At 56.7% G+C, this 19,829-nt stretch carries 20 protein-coding genes; 10 read left to right on the forward strand and 10 right to left on the reverse strand.

The annotated features are described in order from the left end of the window. Positions 1–422: 422 nt before the first annotated feature. A complete protein-coding gene (gene tyrS, locus HBN79_RS04770; protein WP_094999963.1) occupies positions 423–1,622 on the reverse strand; it encodes a tyrosine--tRNA ligase in 1,200 nt (399 codons plus the stop codon). 213 nt (positions 1,623–1,835) lie between these two features. Between tyrS and HBN79_RS04775 the strand changes: the two genes are divergently transcribed. Both HBN79_RS04775 and HBN79_RS04780 read left to right on the forward strand, forming a co-directional pair. Then, on the forward strand, positions 1,836–3,245 hold the full coding sequence (locus HBN79_RS04775; protein WP_094999962.1) for a peptidoglycan DD-metalloendopeptidase family protein: 1,410 nt from the start codon (positions 1,836–1,838) through the stop codon (positions 3,243–3,245). Positions 3,246–3,248: 3 nt separating this feature from the next. After that, on the forward strand, positions 3,249–4,340 hold the full coding sequence (locus tag HBN79_RS04780; RefSeq protein ID WP_095019510.1) for an anhydro-N-acetylmuramic acid kinase: 1,092 nt from the start codon (positions 3,249–3,251) through the stop codon (positions 4,338–4,340). 73 nt (positions 4,341–4,413) lie between these two features. On the opposite strand, the gene erpA is transcribed toward HBN79_RS04780, so the two are convergent. Together erpA and argC are read right to left on the reverse strand one after the other, a co-directional pair. After that, positions 4,414–4,764: an iron-sulfur cluster insertion protein ErpA gene (erpA, locus tag HBN79_RS04785; protein WP_016782396.1), complete on the reverse strand. Its 351-nt coding sequence runs from the start codon at positions 4,762–4,764 to the stop codon at positions 4,414–4,416. 148 nt (positions 4,765–4,912) lie between these two features. Continuing rightward, positions 4,913–5,947 carry an N-acetyl-gamma-glutamyl-phosphate reductase gene (gene argC, locus HBN79_RS04790; RefSeq protein WP_095020428.1) on the reverse strand — a complete coding sequence of 345 codons (1,035 nt, stop codon included), beginning with the start codon at positions 5,945–5,947 and terminating at the stop codon, positions 4,913–4,915. 133 nt (positions 5,948–6,080) lie between these two features. Here argC and hemJ point away from each other — a divergent pair, with 133 nt between their 5' ends. The 6 genes from hemJ (at position 6,081) to coq7 (ending at position 10,110) form a co-directional block, all read left to right on the forward strand. Then, positions 6,081–6,506 carry a protoporphyrinogen oxidase HemJ gene (gene hemJ, locus HBN79_RS04795; protein ID WP_094999959.1) on the forward strand — a complete coding sequence of 142 codons (426 nt, stop codon included), beginning with the start codon at positions 6,081–6,083 and terminating at the stop codon, positions 6,504–6,506. 30 nt (positions 6,507–6,536) lie between these two features. After that, positions 6,537–7,496 carry a nitronate monooxygenase family protein gene (locus HBN79_RS04800; RefSeq protein WP_094999958.1) on the forward strand — a complete coding sequence of 320 codons (960 nt, stop codon included), beginning with the start codon at positions 6,537–6,539 and terminating at the stop codon, positions 7,494–7,496. A 62-nt stretch (positions 7,497–7,558) separates the two neighbouring features. Continuing rightward, complete coding sequence (locus tag HBN79_RS04805; RefSeq protein ID WP_094999957.1) at positions 7,559–8,074, forward strand: DUF805 domain-containing protein; 516 nt, start codon at positions 7,559–7,561, stop codon at positions 8,072–8,074. A 76-nt stretch (positions 8,075–8,150) separates the two neighbouring features. Then, positions 8,151–8,939 carry an SDR family oxidoreductase gene (locus tag HBN79_RS04810; protein ID WP_095019508.1) on the forward strand — a complete coding sequence of 263 codons (789 nt, stop codon included), beginning with the start codon at positions 8,151–8,153 and terminating at the stop codon, positions 8,937–8,939. Between the two features lie 66 nt (positions 8,940–9,005). Next, positions 9,006–9,344, forward strand: coding sequence for a histidine triad nucleotide-binding protein (locus HBN79_RS04815; RefSeq protein ID WP_094999955.1), 339 nt, complete (start codon positions 9,006–9,008; stop codon positions 9,342–9,344). Positions 9,345–9,462: 118 nt separating this feature from the next. Then, positions 9,463–10,110: a 2-polyprenyl-3-methyl-6-methoxy-1,4-benzoquinone monooxygenase gene (coq7, locus tag HBN79_RS04820; RefSeq protein WP_094999954.1), complete on the forward strand. Its 648-nt coding sequence runs from the start codon at positions 9,463–9,465 to the stop codon at positions 10,108–10,110. Between the two features lie 165 nt (positions 10,111–10,275). Here coq7 and speD read toward each other — a convergent pair whose 3' ends face one another. Then, the gene (speD, locus tag HBN79_RS04825) at positions 10,276–11,067 is read right to left on the reverse strand and encodes an adenosylmethionine decarboxylase (RefSeq protein WP_016782404.1); all 792 of its coding nucleotides are present in this window, start codon (positions 11,065–11,067) and stop codon (positions 10,276–10,278) included. A 240-nt stretch (positions 11,068–11,307) separates the two neighbouring features. Beyond that, positions 11,308–11,730 (reverse strand): OsmC family protein, encoded by a 423-nt coding sequence (locus HBN79_RS04830; protein ID WP_016782405.1) that lies wholly within the window; start codon positions 11,728–11,730, stop codon positions 11,308–11,310. A 222-nt stretch (positions 11,731–11,952) separates the two neighbouring features. Here HBN79_RS04830 and crp point away from each other — a divergent pair, with 222 nt between their 5' ends. Then, entirely contained in the window at positions 11,953–12,597 is a 645-nt protein-coding gene (crp, locus tag HBN79_RS04835; protein WP_094999953.1) for a cAMP-activated global transcriptional regulator CRP, read from the forward strand. On the opposite strand, the gene HBN79_RS04840 is transcribed toward crp, so the two are convergent. From HBN79_RS04840 to HBN79_RS04855, 4 genes are all read right to left on the reverse strand, one after another. Further along, positions 12,594–13,295, reverse strand: coding sequence for a lipoate--protein ligase family protein (locus HBN79_RS04840; RefSeq protein WP_169916411.1), 702 nt, complete (start codon positions 13,293–13,295; stop codon positions 12,594–12,596). The genes crp and HBN79_RS04840 overlap by 4 nt on opposite strands. Positions 13,296–13,424: 129 nt before the next feature. Then, complete coding sequence (gene trpC / locus HBN79_RS04845; RefSeq protein WP_169916412.1) at positions 13,425–14,261, reverse strand: indole-3-glycerol phosphate synthase TrpC; 837 nt, start codon at positions 14,259–14,261, stop codon at positions 13,425–13,427. Then, positions 14,258–15,307: an anthranilate phosphoribosyltransferase gene (trpD, locus tag HBN79_RS04850; RefSeq protein WP_094999950.1), complete on the reverse strand. Its 1,050-nt coding sequence runs from the start codon at positions 15,305–15,307 to the stop codon at positions 14,258–14,260. The genes trpC and trpD overlap by 4 nt, the downstream gene beginning before the upstream one ends. A gap of 9 nt (positions 15,308–15,316) precedes the next feature. After that, a complete protein-coding gene (locus HBN79_RS04855; protein ID WP_094999949.1) occupies positions 15,317–15,910 on the reverse strand; it encodes an aminodeoxychorismate/anthranilate synthase component II in 594 nt (197 codons plus the stop codon). A gap of 398 nt (positions 15,911–16,308) precedes the next feature. Here HBN79_RS04855 and estP point away from each other — a divergent pair, with 398 nt between their 5' ends. Further along, complete coding sequence (estP, locus tag HBN79_RS04860) at positions 16,309–18,240, forward strand: esterase EstP (RefSeq protein ID WP_169916413.1); 1,932 nt, start codon at positions 16,309–16,311, stop codon at positions 18,238–18,240. Positions 18,241–18,292: 52 nt separating this feature from the next. Here estP and trpE read toward each other — a convergent pair whose 3' ends face one another. Further along, positions 18,293–19,774 (reverse strand): anthranilate synthase component I, encoded by a 1,482-nt coding sequence (gene trpE / locus HBN79_RS04865; protein ID WP_095019503.1) that lies wholly within the window; start codon positions 19,772–19,774, stop codon positions 18,293–18,295. Positions 19,775–19,829 lie beyond the last annotated feature (55 nt).

The following is a 19,829-nucleotide window of genomic DNA, read 5'->3' on the forward strand; positions in this document are numbered from 1 at the left end:
TGCTGATAATCTTGTTGACTATCAGTCTGACTCCACAAGCACCCACACGAATTGCTTGATTCAATTGTTAAAGAGCGGTTGGTCAGCTTTCGCTGTACCGAGGCGCGCATTCTACAGCAGCCTCTGTATCTGTCAAGCGGTTATTTTAAGATGTTTTCAAAGTTTCCTCTGTAACATCAACCACTTGCGCTTTCGATCTCTCGTTAGCGGGAGGCGAATTCTACAGCGTTACACGCTGCTGTCAACACCTCATTTCCTGCTTCGATGACTTGAAGCTGACACCGCCGAAAACCATCCAACTCATTGAAACTCAAGGAGTTTTCCGTTTCGACTGCGCCGGAAGTGGGGCGAATTATAGACAGTTACAATTCCGAGTCAAGGGTTAATTGAACAAACCTATCAATTAACCCTAAACCCCAGCATTACTCGGCTTTCAGGGTGATTCGCGCGAAAGCCTTCTTACCTGCCTGACACACATGGGTGGAACCCAATGCATATATATAGGTGCGATCAACCACTTCACCATCTATACGCACACCACCCGACCCCAGCAGGTCGCGCGCCACTGCAGAGTTCTTCACCAGGCCCGCTTTATTAAGGACAGCAGCAATAGGCATATCCTCAGTAGCAGTCAGTTCAACCTCCGGCAGATCATCAGGCAGCTCGCCATCCTTCATCCGGTTACCGGCGCCACGATGCGCATTGGCAGCAGCCTCCTCACCGTGGAAGCGGGCAACAATCTCTTCAGCCAGCTTGATCTTGATGTCTCGAGGATTGGCACCGGCTTCGACTTCAGCCTTGAATGCATTGATTTCGTCCATGGAACGAAAGCTCAGCAATTCAAAGTAACGCCACATCAGAGCATCAGGAATGGAAACCAGCTTGCTGTACATCACGCCTGGCGCTTCCTGGATACCGACATAGTTACCCAGGGACTTGGACATCTTCTTGACGCCATCCAGACCTTCGAGCAAAGGCATGGTCACAATACACTGAGCTTCCTGACCGTAGCCGCGCTGCAACTCACGACCCATCAGCAAGTTGAACTTCTGATCAGTACCGCCCAACTCAACGTCTGCCTTGAGCGCAACCGAGTCATAACCCTGCACAAGCGGATAAAGGAACTCGTGAATCGCGATAGGCTGATTGGTGGTGTAGCGCTTGTCGAAGTCATCGCGCTCAAGCATGCGAGCAACGGTGTATTGAGAGGTAAGCCGAATGAAGTCGGCAGGCCCCATTTGATCCATCCAGGTGGAGTTGAATGCCACCTCGGTTTTTGCCGGATCAAGGATCTTGAACACCTGAGTCTTGTAGGTCTCGGCGTTCTCGAGCACCTGCTCACGCGTCAGCGGTGGACGGGTTGCGCTTTTGCCACTTGGATCACCGATCATCCCGGTGAAATCACCAATCAGGAAGATCACCTGATGACCCAGTTCCTGGAACTGGCGCAGCTTATTAATAAGCACGGTATGACCCAAGTGCAGATCGGGCGCCGTAGGGTCGAAGCCGGCCTTGATTCGCAACGGCTGACCGCGCTTGAGTTTCTCGACCAATTCAGACTCGACCAGTACCTCTTCGGCACCCCGCTTGATTAGCGCTAGCTGCTCTTCTACCGACTTCATATCAGACCCGTAAGGCTCAAATTCAAAGGGAACCAACGATACAAGATCAGGGACTAATTACAAGTTCCGGCAGGCATACGGCCGACTATCCGCGCGCGAATGGTTCGCAGACTTGCTTCAAGGGCGATTTGGTTATATTTTATACAGTTATTTCATATTCATTGTGTCAGTCATCTTTTCCAATTCATCCTTATCTCAAAGTCAAAATCATCTATGACCAGTCAACCGCCTAAAGCGCCACCGCTTTATCCGAAGACCCACCTGCTTGCCGCAAGTGGTATCGCCGCCCTCTTAAGTCTGGCCTTGCTGGTATTTCCCTCCAGCGAAGTAGAAGCCAAAAGAACGACCCTGAATCTGGAGCTGGAAAGCCCGGCAGAACAACTGACACAAGATCAAGACGCTGCAGATCTCGTTCAAGCCACAAATGAAGCGAATCCATCGCCATTTGCCCAGATTGAACAGCAGGACAGCGCCCCGGTAGCGACCGCCAAAGTCGAGCCAGAAGTTGCCCCTGCCCCAAGCCACCGCGAAGTGATCGTCAGCAAGGGCGATACGCTTTCAACCCTGTTCCAGAAGGTCGGCCTGCCTGCGACCTCCGTGCATGAAGTACTGGCAAGCGACAAGCAAGCCAAGCAGTTCAGCCAGCTCAAGCACGGCCAGAAACTCGAATTTGAAATGAGCCCCGACGGTCAGCAGCTGAACAAGCTGCACAGCCAGGTCAGCGACCTGGAGACCATCACCCTCAACAAAACCGCCAAAGGCTATACCTTTCGCCGCGTGACCACCCAGCCGACCATGCGTTCGGCGTATGCACACGGCGTGATCAGCAGCTCCCTGTCTGTTTCGGGTCAGCGCGCAGGCTTGCCACACAGCACCACGATGGATATGGCCAAAGTATTCGGTTACGACATCGACTTCGCCCAGGACATTCGCCCTGGCGACCAGTTTGAAGTGATCTATGAGCAAAAAGTGATCAACGGCAAAACCGTTGGCACCGGCAATATCCTCTCTGCACGCTTTACCAACCGCGGCAAAACCTTCACCGCAGTGCGCTATACCAATAAACAGGGGATCAGCAATTACTACACCGCTGATGGCAGCAGCATGCGCAAGGCATTCATCCGCACACCGGTGGACTTTGCCCGTATCAGCTCGCGCTTTTCCTCAGGCCGCAAGCACCCGATCCTGAACAAGATCCGCGCCCACAAAGGTGTGGATTACGCAGCGCCACGCGGTACTCCAATCAAGGCTACCGGTGACGGCAAAGTGCTTCTAGCCGGCCGTCGGGGAGGCTATGGCAACACCGTGATCATTCAACACGGCAACACCTACCGTACCCTTTACGGGCACATGCAAGGCTTCGCCAAGGGCGTGAAAACCGGCGGTTCGGTCAAGCAGGGCCAGGTGATTGGCTATATCGGTACTACCGGCCTTTCGACCGGCCCGCACTTGCACTACGAATTCCAGGTTAACGGCGTACACGTTGACCCGCTGGGCCAGAAACTGCCGATGGCCGACCCGATCGCCAAGGCCGAACGCACCCGCTTCCTGCAGCAGAGCCAGCCGTTGATGGCGCGCATGAACCAGGAAAAGGCCACTCTTCTGGCCTCGAGCAAGCGCTAAGCCATGGCCCTCTATATAGGCGTGATGTCCGGAACCAGCCTGGACGGTATGGACATTGCCCTTATAGAGCTGGAGGCAGGCATCAGATTGCTCGCCACCCATTACACCCCCATGCCGAAGGCCTTGCGCAGCGAGTTGCTTGGCTTGTGCGCCAGCGGCGCAGATGAAGTGGCCCGCTGTGCAATTGCCGAAAACCACTGGGTCGAGCTGGCGGCTCAGGGCGTCAACACCCTTCTCGCACAGCAACAACTCTCCCCTGCTGATATCCGCGCAATCGGCAGTCATGGTCAGACCATTCGCCACGAGCCCGCCCGGGGCTTTACCGTGCAGATCGGCAATCCGGCACTGCTGGCCGAACTGACTGACATCTGCGTCGTCGGTGATTTCCGTCGTCGCGATGTGGCTGCCGGGGGCCAGGGCGCGCCCTTGGTTCCTGCGTTCCACGAGGCCTTGTTCACAGGTGAAGGCGGCAACCGCGCGGTACTGAACGTAGGCGGCTTCAGTAATCTGAGCCTGATAACCCCCGCCCTTCCCGTTGCAGGATTCGACTGCGGCCCCGGAAACGTCTTGCTGGATGCCTGGATACAGGAAAAACGTGGCGAACTCTATGACCGCAACGGCGACTGGGCAGCCAGCGGCAAGGTTGAACCGCTGCTGCTCAACGCCCTGCTCAGCGACCCGTTCTTCCAGACCCAGGGCCCAAAAAGCACAGGCCGTGAGGTATTCAACCTCGCATGGCTGAAGCAGCACCTGTTCAATCTGCCGACCTTTCCTGCCGAAGACGTTCAAGCAACCTTGCTGGAACTCACCGCACAGACCATCGTGCAGTCGCTGCAAACAGCCCAGCCACACACGGACGAGCTGCTGGTATGCGGTGGTGGCGCCCATAACGCAGCCTTGATGGCCCGCCTTGGCGATTTGCTTGCACCCGCTCGAGTGAGCAGCACCCAGGCCAAGGGGGTTGACCCTGACTGGGTTGAAGCCATGGCCTTTGCCTGGCTTGCCCACTGCTGCCTGGAAGGCATCCCCACCAACCGCCCCAGCGTTACCGGCGCACGCGGCCTTCGCGTGCTGGGCGCCATCTACCCCGCCTGACTCCTCCGCCAAACGCCAGACAGCAAAACGCCGCGAATCGACGCGGCGTTGAGTTTAAAGCCTGTTAATGCAATCAGATCGAGAACGACGAGCCGCAACCACAGGTGGTGGTGGCATTCGGGTTCTTGATTACAAAGCGCGAGCCTTCCAGACCTTCCTGATAATCCACCTCGGCACCCGCCAGGTACTGGAAGCTCATGGGATCGACCACCAGGCTAACGCCTTCGCGCTCAACCAGGGTGTCGTCATCGGCCACTTCTTCATCGAAGGTGAAGCCATACTGAAAACCGGAACAACCGCCGCCCGTAACGAATACGCGCAACTTCAAACGATCATTACCCTCTTCATCGACCAGGCTCTTCACCTTGTGCGCAGCACCTTCGGTGAATTGCAAAGCCATGGGGGTGAAGGATTCGACGCTCATGCTGACTATCTCCCGGCGTTATGCCGCCATAATGCGTGATGACGCGCATTATCCGCTTCTCCTAGAAAAGCGGTCAACTATTCATAAGTAGCAACGGCAAGCGAAGCACTGCCCGCTTGCCGTTTGAAGCCGCAAATCTACGCTGCAGTCAAGGCAACATCCCAGCATGGGACAAGCCCAGACGCTCATCCAGACCGAACATGATGTTCATGTTCTGCACGGCCTGGCCAGACGCGCCCTTGACCAGGTTGTCGATCACCGACAACACCACCACCAGGTCGCCATCCTGCGGACGATGCACCGCAATACGGCATACGTTGGCACCGCGAACGCTACGGGTTTCAGGGTGGCTGCCAGCCGGCATCACATCGACGAAAGGTTCGTTGGCATAGCGCTTCTCGTACAAGGCCTGCAGATCAACGGAGCGATCAACCACGGTTGCGTACAGCGTGGAATGGATACCACGGATCATCGGCGTCAAATGCGGAACGAAGGTCAGCCCCACATCCTTGCCCGCTGCGCGGCGCAGACCCTGACGAATTTCTGGCAAATGACGATGACCTTTAACGGCATACGCCTTCATGCTTTCTGACGTTTCGGCATACAGCGCGCCCACACTGGCACCCCGACCGGCACCGCTCACACCTGACTTGCAGTCAGCAATCAACTGCGTCGTCTCTGCAAGACCGGCCTCCAATAGCGGCAGGAAACCCAACTGCGCCGAGGTCGGATAGCAACCTGGCACAGCGATCAAGCGGGCCTTTTTGATTTGCTCGCGGTTCACTTCCGGCAGGCCGTATACGGCTTCGTCCAGTAATTCTGGCGCACCGTGGGGCTGACCGTACCACTTGGCCCACTCTTCGGCATCCTGCAGACGGAAGTCAGCAGAGAGGTCGATAACTTTGGTGCCTGCGGCCAGCAGTTCACCCGCCAGGGCATGGGCTACGCCGTGAGGTGTAGCGAAGAACACCACATCGCACGCGCCCAGGGTTTGCGTGTCCGGCACGCTGAAGGCCAGGCCGTCATAGTGGCCGCGCAGGTTGGGATACATATCGGCAACCGGCAGGCCCGCCTCGGATCGAGAAGTGATGACTACCACTTCTGCCTGCGGATGCTGTGCCAGCAAACGCAGCAATTCGACCCCGGTGTAACCCGTGCCGCCGACAATACCGACCTTGACCATAACCTGCCCTCAACGAAACCACTGGAAAGCCTTTGATAATAGGGTCAGCGCGCCCCTGCGACAACCGCCAAGGTGACTCACAGACGCTCTACTACTACTATTTGATCTACCGTGAACCTGGGAATAACTAAAAATGCTTTATCTATGGCTAAAAGCCTTCCACATCATCAGCATTGTCTGCTGGTTTGCAGGCCTTTTTTACTTGCCCCGCCTCTTTGTTTACCACGCACAAAGCGAAGATTCCGTCAGCAAAGAACGCTTCAGCATCATGGAACGCAAGCTGTATCGCGGCATCATGGGGCCTGCAATGATTGCGACCCTGATCTTCGGCGGCTGGCTATTGTGGCTAAGCCCAGGCTTTCTCAGCCAAGGCTGGATGCACGCCAAGTTGACACTGGTGTTTCTGCTGATTGGTTATCACCATATGTGCGGCGCACAGGTAAAGCGTTTTGCCCGTGGTGAAAACAAACGCACTCACGTGTTCTACCGTTGGTTCAACGAAGTACCGGTGTTGTTCTTGCTGGCTATCGTAATTCTGGTGGTGGTCAAACCGTTTTAAACTCACATCCTGACTAGCCGAGGTTATCCAATGTCGCTGCCCGCCCTGCTTGAACAACGCTTGCGCCTGCCGGTAGTTGCTGCGCCCATGTTTCTGATTTCCAACCCGCAACTGGTGCTGGCCTGCTGTCGCAACGGGGTAGTGGGCAGCTTCCCTGCACTCAACCAGCGTGAAAGCAGCGGGTTCAAGGCCTGGCTGGAAGAGATCGAAGCCGGGCTCGCCACATTGGATAACCCTGCGCCCTACGCCGTGAACCTGATCGTGCACAACAGCAACCCACGGCTACAGGCGGACCTGGCGATCTGCATCGAGCACAAGGTACCCATCGTCATTACCAGCCTGGGCGCAGTCAAAGAGGTGGTGGATGCCGTCCACAGTTATGGCGGGCTGGTGTTCCACGATGTCACCACCCGTCGTCATGCCGAAAAAGCCGCAGAAGCCGGGGTCGACGGGCTGATTGCCGTCGCCGCCGGAGCCGGTGGCCATGCGGGCACCTGGAGCCCGTTTGCATTGCTGGCCGAAATTCGCCAGTTCTTCGACAAAACCGTATTGCTCTCGGGTTGCCTGAACCACGGCCACGAAATCCTGGCCGCGCAGATTATGGGCGCAGACCTTGCCTACCTCGGCACGCGCTTTATCGCTACACAAGAGAGCCAAGCGCCTGATGCCTACAAAGAGATGCTGCTGGCATCCCGCGCTGCCGATATCATCCACACCCCGGCAGTGTCAGGGGTACCCGCCAGCTTTATGCGCCAAAGCCTTGAAAATGCAGGTTTCGACCTTGCGGCACTCCAGGGCAAAAGCGAAGCCAGGCTCAAACCGCTGACCGATGAAGCCAAAGCATGGAAAACGGTCTGGTCTGCGGGCCAAGGCGTAGGAGAAATCCACGATCTACCCACCACCGATCAATTGATTGCACGCCTCGATGAGGAATACCGCAAGGCGCATAACCTCACTTCGACGCTGGCCCGACATTGGCCGCATCACTGACAGCACCAAGCCCGCCAATCCCGGCGGGCTTTTGTTAAACACATCCGGACAAGGAAGCCACCATGCCCGAGCTGAGCCTGGACAAAACCCCTCAAGAACACTACGCACCGCTTGACCCTTTGGGATTCAGCGGCCGGATCGGGCGTTTACGGCTACTGGCCTGGAGCATGATCATCAGCATCATCGCCATGATCACGTCACTGCTGGTGCTGCTTGCCGTCAAGGTTTCCCCCACGCTTGGCATTACCTGTGGTGCAACGCTCACATTGGCCTACTTCATCATCAGCCTGAGAATCAGCGCCCAGCGTTTACACGACATAAACTGGTCTGCCTGGATGCTGTTGCTGCATCTGGTGCCAGTGGCCAATCTGGTTCTGTCCCTCATGATGCTGCTGATGCCCGGCACGCCCGGCCCAAATAAATATGGCCCGCCGCCACCGCCCAACAGCCGGGCCGTCAACGTGCTGGCGGCAATCACGATCTTTTTGATTGGATTGGGCATTTGCGCGATGGTTGCCGTGCTGGCTTTGGGCCTGATGACTGCGGTGATCAACGCAGTGAACAGCAACAGCCTGTAGACTGCGTGCCTTAATGAACGCGTTAACGCCAGGGACATCATTGTCACCGGACTGTACCGTTGCAATGGAGAACAGCATGACCCGTTACGCTTTAATCACTGGCGCCACCAGCGGCATTGGCCTGGCCCTGGCTGAAGCCCTTGCCCGACGTGGGCGCAGCCTGATTTTGGTGGCCCGCCAACGGGATGCGCTGGAAACCATTGCCCTTGAGCTGACCCAGCGTTTCGGTATCGAGGTGTTGTTCCGCGCCTGTGATCTTGGCGAGCCCCTGCGCCTGTCCGGTTTTTTGCTCGAACTCGAAGAAGGCGATCGTCAGATCGACCTGCTGGTCAACTGCGCGGGCATAGGCACCTGCGGGCCGTTCCTGGCCCACGACTGGAGTGCCGAACAAGATCTGATCGAGCTCAATGTGCTGGCGCTCACCCGCTTGTGCCACGCCGTCGGCAATATGATGGCCGTCCAGGGCGGCGGGCAAATTCTCAATGTAGCTTCGATCGCCGCCTTCCAGCCCGGGCCCTGGCTCAGTACCTACTTTGCGAGCAAGGCCTATGTGCTGCATTTTTCCGAAGGTTTGCGCGAGGAAGTGAAAAAAACCGGCATCAAGGTTTCAGTCCTTTGCCCCGGCATCACCCGCACCCGCTTTTTTGATGCAGCCAACATGAATACCGACGCCATCAAGCAAAGTACCAGCGCCATGACCCCAGAAGAAGTTGCGCTCTACACTGTGCGCGCACTCGACAAAAACAGGGCGATCATCATTCCCGGGCGGCGCAATCGCTGGATAACTCGCTTGCCACGCCTGCTCTCACGCTGGATGACGCGAAAAATAGCCGCCTCAGTCAACAAATCCTACTGCCCTCGTTAACGAGGCTGGGCGTAACTGACTGCCCTGAGTACACTCAGACCGGACTTCACTCACGGAGACACAGCTTTGGATACTCTGTTCACCAAGATCATCAACCGCGAAATACCCGCCAAGATCATCTATGAAGACGATCAAGTGTTGGCTTTTCACGATATCGCCCCACAAGCACCGGTCCACTTTCTGGTTATCCCGAAAAAACCGATCCGCACGCTCAACGACCTGACCGAAGAAGACAAGCCGCTGGCAGGCCATATCCTGTTCACGGCACAGCGTCTGGCCAAAGAGCTGGGCTGCGAAGACGGCTTTCGCGTGGTGATGAACTGCAATGAAAAGGGCGGTCAGACCGTCTACCACATTCATATGCATGTTCTGGGTCAGCGCCAGATGAACTGGCCGCCGGGTTGATTGATCAATAACTATGACGCGTGAGCCCGATGGCTCTCGCGTTCACCCGTGATCCAACGCAAACCCCGGCTGCGGGATTGGGGTAAACTGACCGCCGTGATTTTTTCCGGAGGTAAGCATGACTACCCAACGTCACTACTCGCCGATTGACCGTCTTCTGTTACAAGCCGATACCGCCTTGCGAACACTGCTGCCGTTCAGCGGTCAGCCGCATCGGCCGTCGCCTGCCATCGTCAAACCTGAACACCCTTTGGACCCACAGGCCAAGCGTCATGTTGCCGGTCTGATGCGTATCAACCATACCGGCGAAGTCTGTGCTCAAGCCTTGTATCAAGGCCAGGCGCTGACAGCCAAGCTTCCCCATGTGCGTGAGGCGATGGAACATGCCGCGGAAGAAGAAATCGATCATCTGGCCTGGTGTGAACAACGCATCCGTCAACTGGATAGCCACCCCAGCGTGCTGAACCCGTTATTTTACGGCATGTCCTTCGGGATAGGCGCCGCTGCCGGCTTGATTAGCGACAAAGTCAGCCTGGGGTTCGTGGCAGCGACTGAAGATCAGGTGTGCAAGCATCTGAACGAGCATCTTGAGCAACTGCCGCCTGAGGATGAAAAGTCCCGGGCAATTCTTGAGCAAATGCGTATCGACGAAGAACAGCACGCAGAGTCCGCGCTCAATGCCGGCGGTTTTCGCTTCCCTGCCCCGGTGAAGTTCGGCATGAGCCTGATGGCCAAGGTCATGACCAAAAGCACCTACCGGATCTGACAGCACAGTCTTTGTGCAAGCAGGCCAGTTTGCGATTCAAGCGCCGCGGCCTTTCTGTCTAACCGTGGTCAGGCCATCGCGAGCAAGCCCGCTCCCACAGGGGTTCTGCGAAGCACAAAAAAAGGCGGCTACCGTGAGGTAGCCGCCTTTTTATATGCCGAGAATTTACGCCATGTTGCGCGCGTAGAAAATCTCGAGCATTTCGTGTTTCACCCGTTCAGTGACCTGGGCGCGCTGTTCAACCGACAGATTGCTGGTGGCATCGCCGAACAGGTAGTTATCCAGTTCGAACTCCTTGAGCAGCATCTTGGTGTGGAACAGGTTTTCCTGGTACACATTTACGTCGGTCATCTGGTAACCGTCGCGGGTGTCTTCGGAGAGGTAGTTCTGGATCGAATTGATCTCGTGATCGATAAAGTGCTTTTTGCCTTCCACGTCACGGGTGAAACCCCGTACACGGTAATCGACAGTCACGATATCCGAATCAAACTGATGGATCAGATAGTTGAGAGCTTTAAGCGGTGAAATAACGCCGCACGTCGACACGTCAATATCCACACGGAATGTTGCAATCCCATCAACCGGATGAATTTCCGGGTAGGTATGCACCGTGATATGGCTTTTGTCGAGGTGAGCCAGGATGGTCTCGGGCAGCGGGCCTGGGGACTCTTCGATCTGGCTTTCGGTAGGTATTACCGGCTGCTCGGAGATCAGAATAGTCACGCTGGCGCCTTGGGGGTCGTAATCCTGACGGGCAATGTTCAGGATGTTGGCACCAATGATATCAACCACATCTGTAAGGATCTGCGTCAGGCGCTCTGCGTCGTACTCTTGATTGATGTACTCAACATATGCCTGCTGGTCTTGCGGGGTTTCCGCATAACAGATGTCATAGATGTTGAAGCTCAAGGTCTTTGTCAGGTTATTGAACCCGTGGAGCTTGAGTTTGCTTTTCACCGTTATAAAACTCTCTATGTCGATGCGGCTCGGCCGCGTGATCCAGCATGCCCGTCAAGTGCGTGGGACGCACCTGCGTAGGACGGTTAACACCTCTTCGCGATGGCGATTTTGGTTATCTGTTCGGACATGCGGCCGGGAATCAACCCCGCCACTACCCTGAAAAAAGTGGCGCATTATGCAGACGTCAGCGACTGATCGCCAGAGTCTGCATCGCTTTTATGAAAATTGAATGTCCGCTCAGGCCAGTTCAATAATTTCATAGTCATGGCTGATGGCAACACCCGCAGCGCCGAGCATGATCGAAGCCGAACAATACTTCTCGGCCGACAGCTCGATGGCGCGCTTGACCTGGGCTTCTTTCAAACCACGACCCTTGACCACAAAGTGCAGGTGTATTTTGGTGAACACCTTTGGATCTTCGGTGGCGCGCTCAGCCTCCAGAAACGCTTCACAGCTCTCAACCGCCTGACGCGACTTCTTGAGAATGCTGACCACGTCAAAGTTGCTGCAGCCGCCGAGGCCCAACAGCAGCATTTCCATCGGACGCACGCCCAGGTTGCGACCGCCACTCTCAGGCGGGCCATCCATTACAACAACGTGGCCACTACCGGATTCGCCCAAAAACATGGCTTCGCCAGCCCATTGAATGCGTGCCTTCATCGCCCAGACTCCACTGTTTTAAAAGGGGCGCCAGCTTAGCACAGGGCCAGAAACTCATAACTCGCCGCACTGAAGCGTTTCTCCGATAAGCCACTCTGAAAATTCTACTAACCACACAGAACCTGTCTGGTAAGCTGGCGCCAAATAGCCGGCGCCAGCCAGCTAGCACTCTATATAAAAATAGATCTGACCCTTACTGTGCCAGCTTTTCGGGAAACAACCATGGTTGCTCTTACTCCCATACCCAAGATCAAAAACCTCGACAAGTTTTTGACTTTTTGCCAGCGCAAACGCTACCCCGCCAAGAGCAATATCATCTGCGCTGGCGAATCTTCACACACCCTGTTTTTCATCATCAAAGGCTCGGTAACGGTTTTGATTGAAGACGAGGAAGGTCGTGAAATGATCATTGCCTACCTCAATAGCGGCGACTTTATCGGCGAGCTGGGTCTGTTTGAACAGGCAGGCCAGGAGCAGACGCGCAGTGCATGGGTTCGAGCCAAGACCGAGTGCGAAGTTGCTGAAATCAGCTACCCAAAATTCCGAGAGTACACCCAGCAAGAACCAGAAATTCTTTACGCGATGAGTGGCCAAATCGCACAGCGCCTGCGCAACACCACACGCAAGGTCGGTGATCTTGCGTTCTTTGATGTCACCGGAAGAGTGGCTCGCTGCCTGCTGGAACTGTGCAAGCAACCGGACGCCATGACCCATCCCGATGGCATGCAAATCAAGATCACTCGGCAGGAAATCGGCAGGATTGTCGGCTGTTCGCGAGAGATGGTAGGACGCGTACTCAAAAGCTTGGAAGAACAGAACCTGGTAAGCGTCAAAGGCAAGACCATGGTGGTGTTCGGTACGCGCTAAACCTTGAGCAAGGGCGCCAGGAGCTGTTGATAACTGGCACTCAGGCGCTCAAAGAAATCCGGAGCGGCAAAGGCCTCGTGCAGCGCAATATGGCTGTCGGCCATGCAATATTGCTCCAGATCGCATAACCGATTGAATCGATTGACTGCAGCCACCATCGACTCACGTTCGTTATCCACCAGCAAGGCACCGTGCACAAGACCGACAGGGCGCTGCCCGCCTTTGCTCTGGCGCCAGCGCTGGGCGGTGCCTACCAGTTTTCGGGCATTGAGATTGACGTTGAAGCGACCATCACAAAACGCGCCTTCAACCTCCCCCAAAGACGCCTCCCCACCCAATTGCGTCAACAAATCACAGATGGGCTCGCACAAACGGCGATAAGCCGTTTCGATACGCCCATGATCGCCTTCACTGGGTAAAGGTGCGTAAACCAGGGCAATATTGACGGTCGATGCCGATTGCGGAACGGGTTCGCCACCGGTTTCACGCAGCAGGATTGGCCAGCCATTGGCAGCCAGTTCGACACTGGCCTGCTCAAAACCGGGCAGGCGACTCAAGCGCCGTGGCATGACCAGCGCCCGGTCGGTGGGCTGCCAGAACAGCACACCCGCCTCGCACTCACCAGCACACACAGATGCCAGTAAATCCTGTTCAGCCTTGAGGCCGGCTTCGACGGTGAGTTGCTGAATGGGTGTCATGGGATTCCTTATCAGACACTGAGCCCTTGTGGGAGCGGGCTTGCCCGCGATTCAGGTGCCGTGGCCTGACAGGCAAATCGCACTGATGCTATCGCGAGCAAGCCCGCTCCCACGGGGGGGGGGATTGGGTCAATCCAGGGTCGAGCCCGTCACTGCAGTAGCACGCTCAGGGAAGAACAAGCGCTGCAGTTCATTGCCCGGGTTTTCGGCACGCATAAAGGCTTCGCCCACCAGGAACGAATACACTTCGCTGATTTCCATCAACTCCACATCCGCCCGGTTGAGAATGCCGCTTTCGGTAATCACCAAGCGGTCACGGGGAACGCGCGGCAACAGGTCCAGCGTGGTTTCCAGGCTGACTTCAAAGGTGTGCAGGTTGCGGTTGTTGATACCCACCAGCGGTGTGTCGAGGGTTTTAAGCGCACGTTCAAGCTCATCGCCATCATGCACTTCCACCAGCACATCCAGCCCGACGCTTTTGGCAACAGCCGCCAGCTCGGCCATTTTTACGTCGTCCAGGGCAGAGACGATCAACAGCACACAGTCGGCGCCCAACGCCCGGGCTTCGACGATCTGGTAAGGGTCGATCATGAAGTCTTTGCGGATAACCGGCAAAGTACTCGCGGCACGTGCCTGCTGCAGGTACGCATCGGCACCCTGGAAGTAGTCGATATCGGTCAGCACTGACAGGCAGGTAGCGCCACCTGCCTGATAGCTTTTAGCAATCTCGGAAGGCACGAAGTGCTCGCGAATCACACCCTTGCTCGGCGATGCCTTTTTGATTTCAGCAATCACCGCGGGCTGTTTTTTCCTGGCCTGCGCCAGCAAGGCACTGGCAAAACCACGAACAGGATCAGCCTGAGCGGCCAAACGCTCAAGTTCAGCCAGGCTTACCCGCGCACTGCGCTCGGCAACCTCCTGAACTTTACGCGCCAGAATATTTTCCAGAACGGTTGGCACACTCATGCTTCATTCTCCTGCTTGAAAATCGCGGTAAAGGCGCCGAGCTCTTCGAGCTTTTCCCGGGCCAGCCCGGTATGCAGCGCGTCGTGGGCCAATTCCACACCTTCTTTGAGTGTGTAGGCAAGGTCCGCGGCGTACAGAGCAGCACCTGCATTGAGTACAATCATTTCAGCCGCTTTCTGGCCTGCTTCGGTTTTGCGCCGCCCCAAGGCATCACGGATCAGCTCCAGCGATTGCTCCGGGCTGTCGACCACCAGGCCAAACAGGCTTTGGCTCTTGATGCCAAGGTCTTCAGGCTGAACCCAATACTCCTTGATTTCACCTTTATGCAATTCCGCTACAAAGGTCGGTGCTGCCAGGCTGAACTCATCCAGGCCATCCTGCGAGTGCACCACCAGCACGTGCTTGCTGCCCAGACGCTGCAACACTTCAGCCAGGGGCCGGCACAGCGCCTGATTGAACACGCCGACCACTTGATGCAATACACCAGCCGGATTCGTAAGCGGGCCAAGCATATTGAACAGGGTACGCAGGCCAAGATCGCGACGAGGGATGGCCGCATGTTTCATGGCGCCATGATGGCATTGTGCGAACATAAAACCGATGCCCACGCTGTCAATGCAGCGGGCAACTTGAACCGGGGTCAGGTTCAGGTACACACCGGCCGCTTCCAGCAGGTCGGCACTGCCGCTTTTACCGGACACCGCGCGGTTGCCATGCTTGGCCACCGTGCAGCCAGCGGCCGAAATCACCAACGCCGAAGCGGTGGACACGTTGAAAATATTCGCGCCGTCGCCGCCGGTACCAACGATATCGACCACGCCGTCCAGGGTCTTGAGTTCAACCTTGTCTGCCAGCTCGCGCATCACGGTCACGGCACCGACGATTTCGTCGATGCTTTCGCTCTTCATGCGCATGCCCATCATGAACGCGCCAATCTGCGCCTCGGTGCATTGACCGGTCATGATGTCGCGCATCACATCACGCATTTCATCGGTGGTCAGGTCGAGGTGACCGACGATACGGTTCAGGGCTGTCTTGATATCCATTTGAAGTCCTTAGCGCGTGCCGCCGGTTTGTTTAAGAAAGTTGGCAAACAGTTCATGACCCTGTTCGGTCAGGATCGACTCAGGGTGAAACTGCACCCCTTCGATGTTCAGCGTCTTGTGGCGCAGGCCCATGATCTCGTCGACCGAGCCATCTTCAAGCTGGGTCCAGGCCGTCAGCTCCAGGCAATCCGGCAGGGTGTCGCGCTTGACCACCAACGAGTGGTAACGGGTCACGGTCAGCGGATTGTTCAGACCCTGGAACACTCCGGTATCGAGGTGATAAACCGGACTGGTCTTGCCGTGCATCACCTGGCGCGCGCGTACCACATCGCCGCCAAAGGCCTGGCCGATGGACTGATGGCCCAGGCACACGCCCAGGATCGGTAGTTTGCCCGCAAAGTGCTTGATGGCTTCAAGAGAGATGCCCGCCTCATTCGGCGTGCATGGACCGGGCGAGACCACAATGCGCTCGGGCTGGAGCGCTTCGATCTGGGCCACGGTCAACTCATCGTTGCGCACCACCTTGACCTCGGCACCCAACTCGCCGAGGTACTGCACAACGTTGTAAGTAAAAGAGTCGTAATTATCGATCATCAGCAACATGTTGCTAAACCTCTGAATTCACTGACATTCAAAACTGTTTTCAGAATGCATTACCCGCAGTTTCGATTGCTGGATTGAACACACCAACCGAGGGGTAGCCATTCAGGAAAACGCAGGGGGCAGGTCCGGCGAGGCCGGCAGAGAAATATTAGGCGCGCCAACGCCAACGGCCATGGGCCTTGAGAACTCGCATAAAGAGTTTGCTGATGATCAACACAGGAAGGGTCTCATTTCTACGTCATGGCACAGTAACGTAGCCTTGCAACAGGTGCAACACGGGGCAGCACATACGGGGAAAAACACCTGTTAAGTACTTTGTGACTTTGTTTTGCATGAAACATTTAATACAGATTGTCTTGCTAAGGTCTATAACCCAAATAATAAAAACAGGTCGTCACATGCGCAGGTTTTCCCTAATTATCCCCCTGGCGGGATGTATCTTGTCCGTCGTCAGTGAACGAGCAGTTGCAGCACCCTCCCCGTACTCCACCATGATTGTGTTCGGCGACAGCCTGAGCGACTCGGGGCATTATCCAGGGGTAGGCAGTGGCATGCGTTTCACCAATCTCACCGGACCGACGTACAAGGAATACCGGGGTGAGGAATATGCTGGCGTTGCGCCCACTCGGCTGGGCATAAAACTGGGTATCGCACCCGCAGATCTGCGCCCGTCCACATCGCCGGGTAACTTTCTCACCGGGGAACCCGACGGCAACAACTGGGCGGTGGGCGGCTATCGCACAGACCAGATACTCAATTCCATCAAGACCGAGTCAAAGGTCGCCTTCCCGGATGACTGGGCCTTGGTCGGCGGCTACGTCCTGCGCAGCAAGCCTGGCTACCTTGTGCAGAACAGCTTCACGGCTGACCCCAAGGCGTTGTATTTCATTTCAGGTGGCGGCAATGACTTTCTCCAAGGCAAGGTCACCAACCCCGCCGAAGCAGGCCAAGCCGCACAAAGGCTGGCGGCAAGCGCCCACACCCTGCAACAGGCAGGGGCACGCTACATCATGGTCTGGCTGCTGCCCGATCTTGGCCTCACGCCAGCCGTTTACGGTACACCCACACAGGCTGGCACCAGCGCCCTGAGCGCTCTGTTCAATCATGAGCTAACCCAGCAACTGGCGCAGATTGACGCCGAGGTGATCCCCCTCAATATCCCGCTGCTGCTGCGTGAAGCCATCGCAGACCCCACCCGTTATGGCCTGGCACTGGGGCAGGACCTTGTCGCGACCTGTTTCAACGGCGAAGAGTGTACGGAAAACCCGCAGTACGGCCTCAACAGCGCAACCCCCAACCCGGCCAAACTGCTGTTCAACGACTCGGTACACCCCACCGAGACAGGGCAACAGCTGATTGCCGACTATGCCTACTCATTGCTGGCCACCCCATGGGAGCTGACCTTGTTACCCGTCATGGCCCAAGGCTCGCTAAACGCCCATCAAGACCAACTGCGTCACCAATGGGCTGGCGATAACGGCCATTGGCAAGCCGTTGGCCAATGGAGACCCCTGCTCGCCGGTGGCGGGCAACGCCTGGAAATCGACAAGCAGGCCACGTCCGTGAGTGCCGATGGCAAAGGCTACAACCTGAACATCGGCACCAGCTACAGGCTGGATGAAACCTGGCGATTTGGCGTTGCAGGCGGGTTTTACCGGCAACGCCTGGAGACCGGAGCCAATGAATCGGACTACAAGCTCAACAGCTATATGGGCAGCGTGTTTGCCCAATACCAGCACAGTCACTGGTGGGGTGATGCCGCACTGACTTTGGGCAGGATGGATTACGACAGCCTAAAGCGTAAATTCGCGCTTGGTGTGGGTGAAGGCATGGAGCAAGGCCAGGCCGACGGACATCTGCGGGCATTAAGTACACGCCTGGGGTATGAAATCGCACAGGCTGCAGACCTGTGGCAGCTGTCGCCTTTTATCAGCGCCGACTACTCGCGGGTGGAAGTTAACCGCTATGAAGAAAAGGGCCGACGTTCGACTGCATTGAACTACGAAGAGCAGACACTGGTTTCAAAGCGCCTGGGCGCGGGTTTGCTCGCCAGTTACCAGGCCACCCCACAGACTCTGCTGTTCGGCGAAGCCGCCCATGAGCATGAGTTCCAGAGCGATACCCAGCGCCTGAATACCGCGCTCAACAGCCTGCCCAACAATCGCTTCAAACTCGAAGGCTATACGCCGCCAAGCAACCTCGGGCGTATCAGCCTGGGGGCTAGCCACAGGCTGACCGCCGACCTCAGGCTGCAGGCGACTTATAACGTAAGGAAAAGTGATGGCGTGACGCAACAGGGCGCCAATATCGGGCTAAGTCTGAATTACTAAAGCCTGTGGAAGGGAGCGGGCACGCTCGCTCCCACAAGCCGGTTGCAGGTTTTTAATCCCGCGGGGTGTGCTCGGCCAGGGCCACGGCACGGAACATTGCTCGGCGCTTGTTCAGCGTTTCTTCCCATTCCAGGGCCGGGACCGAATCAGCAACAATGCCGCCACCGGCCTGCACATGCAGCTCTCCGTCCTTGATCACTGCAGTACGGATCGCAATCGCTGTATCCATATTGCCGTTCCAGGCGAAGTAACCCACAGCCCCGCCATACACACCGCGCTTGACCGGTTCCAGTTCGTCGATGATTTCCATCGCACGAATTTTCGGTGCGCCAGACAACGTACCCGCCGGCAGAATCGCCCGCAGTGCATCCATCGCTGTCAGCCCGCTTTTAAGCTGGCCGGTGACGTTGGACACAATGTGCATGACGTTGGAATAACGCTCGATCACCATTTTCTCGGTGAGCTTGACCGAACCGACTTCAGATACACGACCCGTGTCATTACGGCCCAGGTCGATCAGCATCAGGTGCTCGGCGATTTCCTTGTCATCACTGAGCAGGTCTTCTTCAAGCGCCAGATCAGCCTCTTCGGTTGCGCCACGCGGACGCGTGCCGGCAATCGGGCGTACGGTAATCAGATTGTCTTCAACCCGTACCAGCACTTCCGGCGAGCTGCCCACAACATGGAAGTCGCCAAAGTTGAAGAAGTACATATACGGCGTAGGGTTGAAGCAGCGCAGAGCGCGATACAGGTCGATGGGCGCAGCCTTGAAGTCGATGGACATTCGCTGCGAGGGCACTACCTGCATGCAATCGCCCGCAAGGATGTAGTCCTTGATGGTATCGACGGCTTTCTCGTAATCGCCCTGGGTGAAGCTGGAGCGAAACACCGGGTCAGCCGACTGCTGCGCTGTAAAGTCCAGGCCGCGACGCGGGGTAATCGGTTGACGCAGTTGTTCAAGCAGCGCCTCAAGCCGGGCCTGGCCTTCTTCATAAGCCTCAGGCTGAGCCGGGTCGACCAGCACAATCGCGTGCATCTTGCCCGCCAGGTTGTCGAACACCACCACGGCGTCCGATACCATCAGCAAAATATCCGGCACACCCAGAGGATCGGGGTTCGGGCACTTGCCCAGGCGTTTCTCCACATAACGTACGCAGTCATAGCCGAAATAGCCCACCAGGCCACCGTTGAAACGCGGTAAGCCGGCGATGGTCGGCACGTTGTAACGGGCCTTGAACTGCTCGACGAAGGTCAGTGGATCCTCAACCTCACAGGCTTCGATCTCGACACCGTCATGGGTCACGCTGACCTGATGATCATGCACACGCAACACAGTGCGGCATGGCAAGCCAATAATCGAATAACGCCCCCACTTCTCGCCGCCCTGCACCGACTCCAGCAAATAGGAGTTGGGCTGATCGGCCAGCTTCAGGTAGATCGACAACGGCGTGTCGAAGTCAGCCAGGGTTTCGCGTGCAAGGGGGATACGGTTATAGCCGGCAGCGGCCAAACGCAGGAATTCTTCGCGGATCATGAGGTGCCTCGTGGTCTGAGGGTAAAACGGTCAGGTATGCAAACGTGCCGACTGC

Source organism: Pseudomonas sp. WS 5051, assembly GCF_012985715.1.
Taxonomy (GTDB): Bacteria; Pseudomonadota; Gammaproteobacteria; order Pseudomonadales; family Pseudomonadaceae; genus Aquipseudomonas; species Aquipseudomonas bubulae.

Excerpts from the sequence above, each read along its gene's own strand:
- HBN79_RS04840 (WP_169916411.1), bottom strand. The coding sequence starts at position 13,295 with ATGACACCCATTCAGCAACTCACCGTCGAAGCCGGCCTCAAGGCTGAA.
- trpC (WP_169916412.1), bottom strand. The coding sequence starts at position 14,261 with ATGAGTGTGCCAACCGTTCTGGAAAATATTCTGGCGCGTAAAGTTCAG.
- HBN79_RS04855 (WP_094999949.1), bottom strand. The coding sequence starts at position 15,910 with ATGTTGCTGATGATCGATAATTACGACTCTTTTACTTACAACGTTGTG.
- trpD (WP_094999950.1), bottom strand. The coding sequence starts at position 15,307 with ATGGATATCAAGACAGCCCTGAACCGTATCGTCGGTCACCTCGACCTG.
- HBN79_RS04775 (WP_094999962.1), top strand. The coding sequence starts at position 1,836 with ATGACCAGTCAACCGCCTAAAGCGCCACCGCTTTATCCGAAGACCCAC.
- HBN79_RS04830 (WP_016782405.1), bottom strand. The coding sequence starts at position 11,730 with ATGAAGGCACGCATTCAATGGGCTGGCGAAGCCATGTTTTTGGGCGAA.
- trpE (WP_095019503.1), bottom strand. The coding sequence starts at position 19,774 with ATGATCCGCGAAGAATTCCTGCGTTTGGCCGCTGCCGGCTATAACCGT.
- coq7 (WP_094999954.1), top strand. The coding sequence starts at position 9,463 with ATGACTACCCAACGTCACTACTCGCCGATTGACCGTCTTCTGTTACAA.
- HBN79_RS04780 (WP_095019510.1), top strand. The coding sequence starts at position 3,249 with ATGGCCCTCTATATAGGCGTGATGTCCGGAACCAGCCTGGACGGTATG.
- tyrS (WP_094999963.1), bottom strand. The coding sequence starts at position 1,622 with ATGAAGTCGGTAGAAGAGCAGCTAGCGCTAATCAAGCGGGGTGCCGAA.
- crp (WP_094999953.1), top strand. The coding sequence starts at position 11,953 with ATGGTTGCTCTTACTCCCATACCCAAGATCAAAAACCTCGACAAGTTT.
- erpA (WP_016782396.1), bottom strand. The coding sequence starts at position 4,764 with ATGAGCGTCGAATCCTTCACCCCCATGGCTTTGCAATTCACCGAAGGT.
- HBN79_RS04800 (WP_094999958.1), top strand. The coding sequence starts at position 6,537 with ATGTCGCTGCCCGCCCTGCTTGAACAACGCTTGCGCCTGCCGGTAGTT.
- HBN79_RS04810 (WP_095019508.1), top strand. The coding sequence starts at position 8,151 with ATGACCCGTTACGCTTTAATCACTGGCGCCACCAGCGGCATTGGCCTG.
- argC (WP_095020428.1), bottom strand. The coding sequence starts at position 5,947 with ATGGTCAAGGTCGGTATTGTCGGCGGCACGGGTTACACCGGGGTCGAA.
- hemJ (WP_094999959.1), top strand. The coding sequence starts at position 6,081 with ATGCTTTATCTATGGCTAAAAGCCTTCCACATCATCAGCATTGTCTGC.
- HBN79_RS04805 (WP_094999957.1), top strand. The coding sequence starts at position 7,559 with ATGCCCGAGCTGAGCCTGGACAAAACCCCTCAAGAACACTACGCACCG.
- estP (WP_169916413.1), top strand. The coding sequence starts at position 16,309 with ATGCGCAGGTTTTCCCTAATTATCCCCCTGGCGGGATGTATCTTGTCC.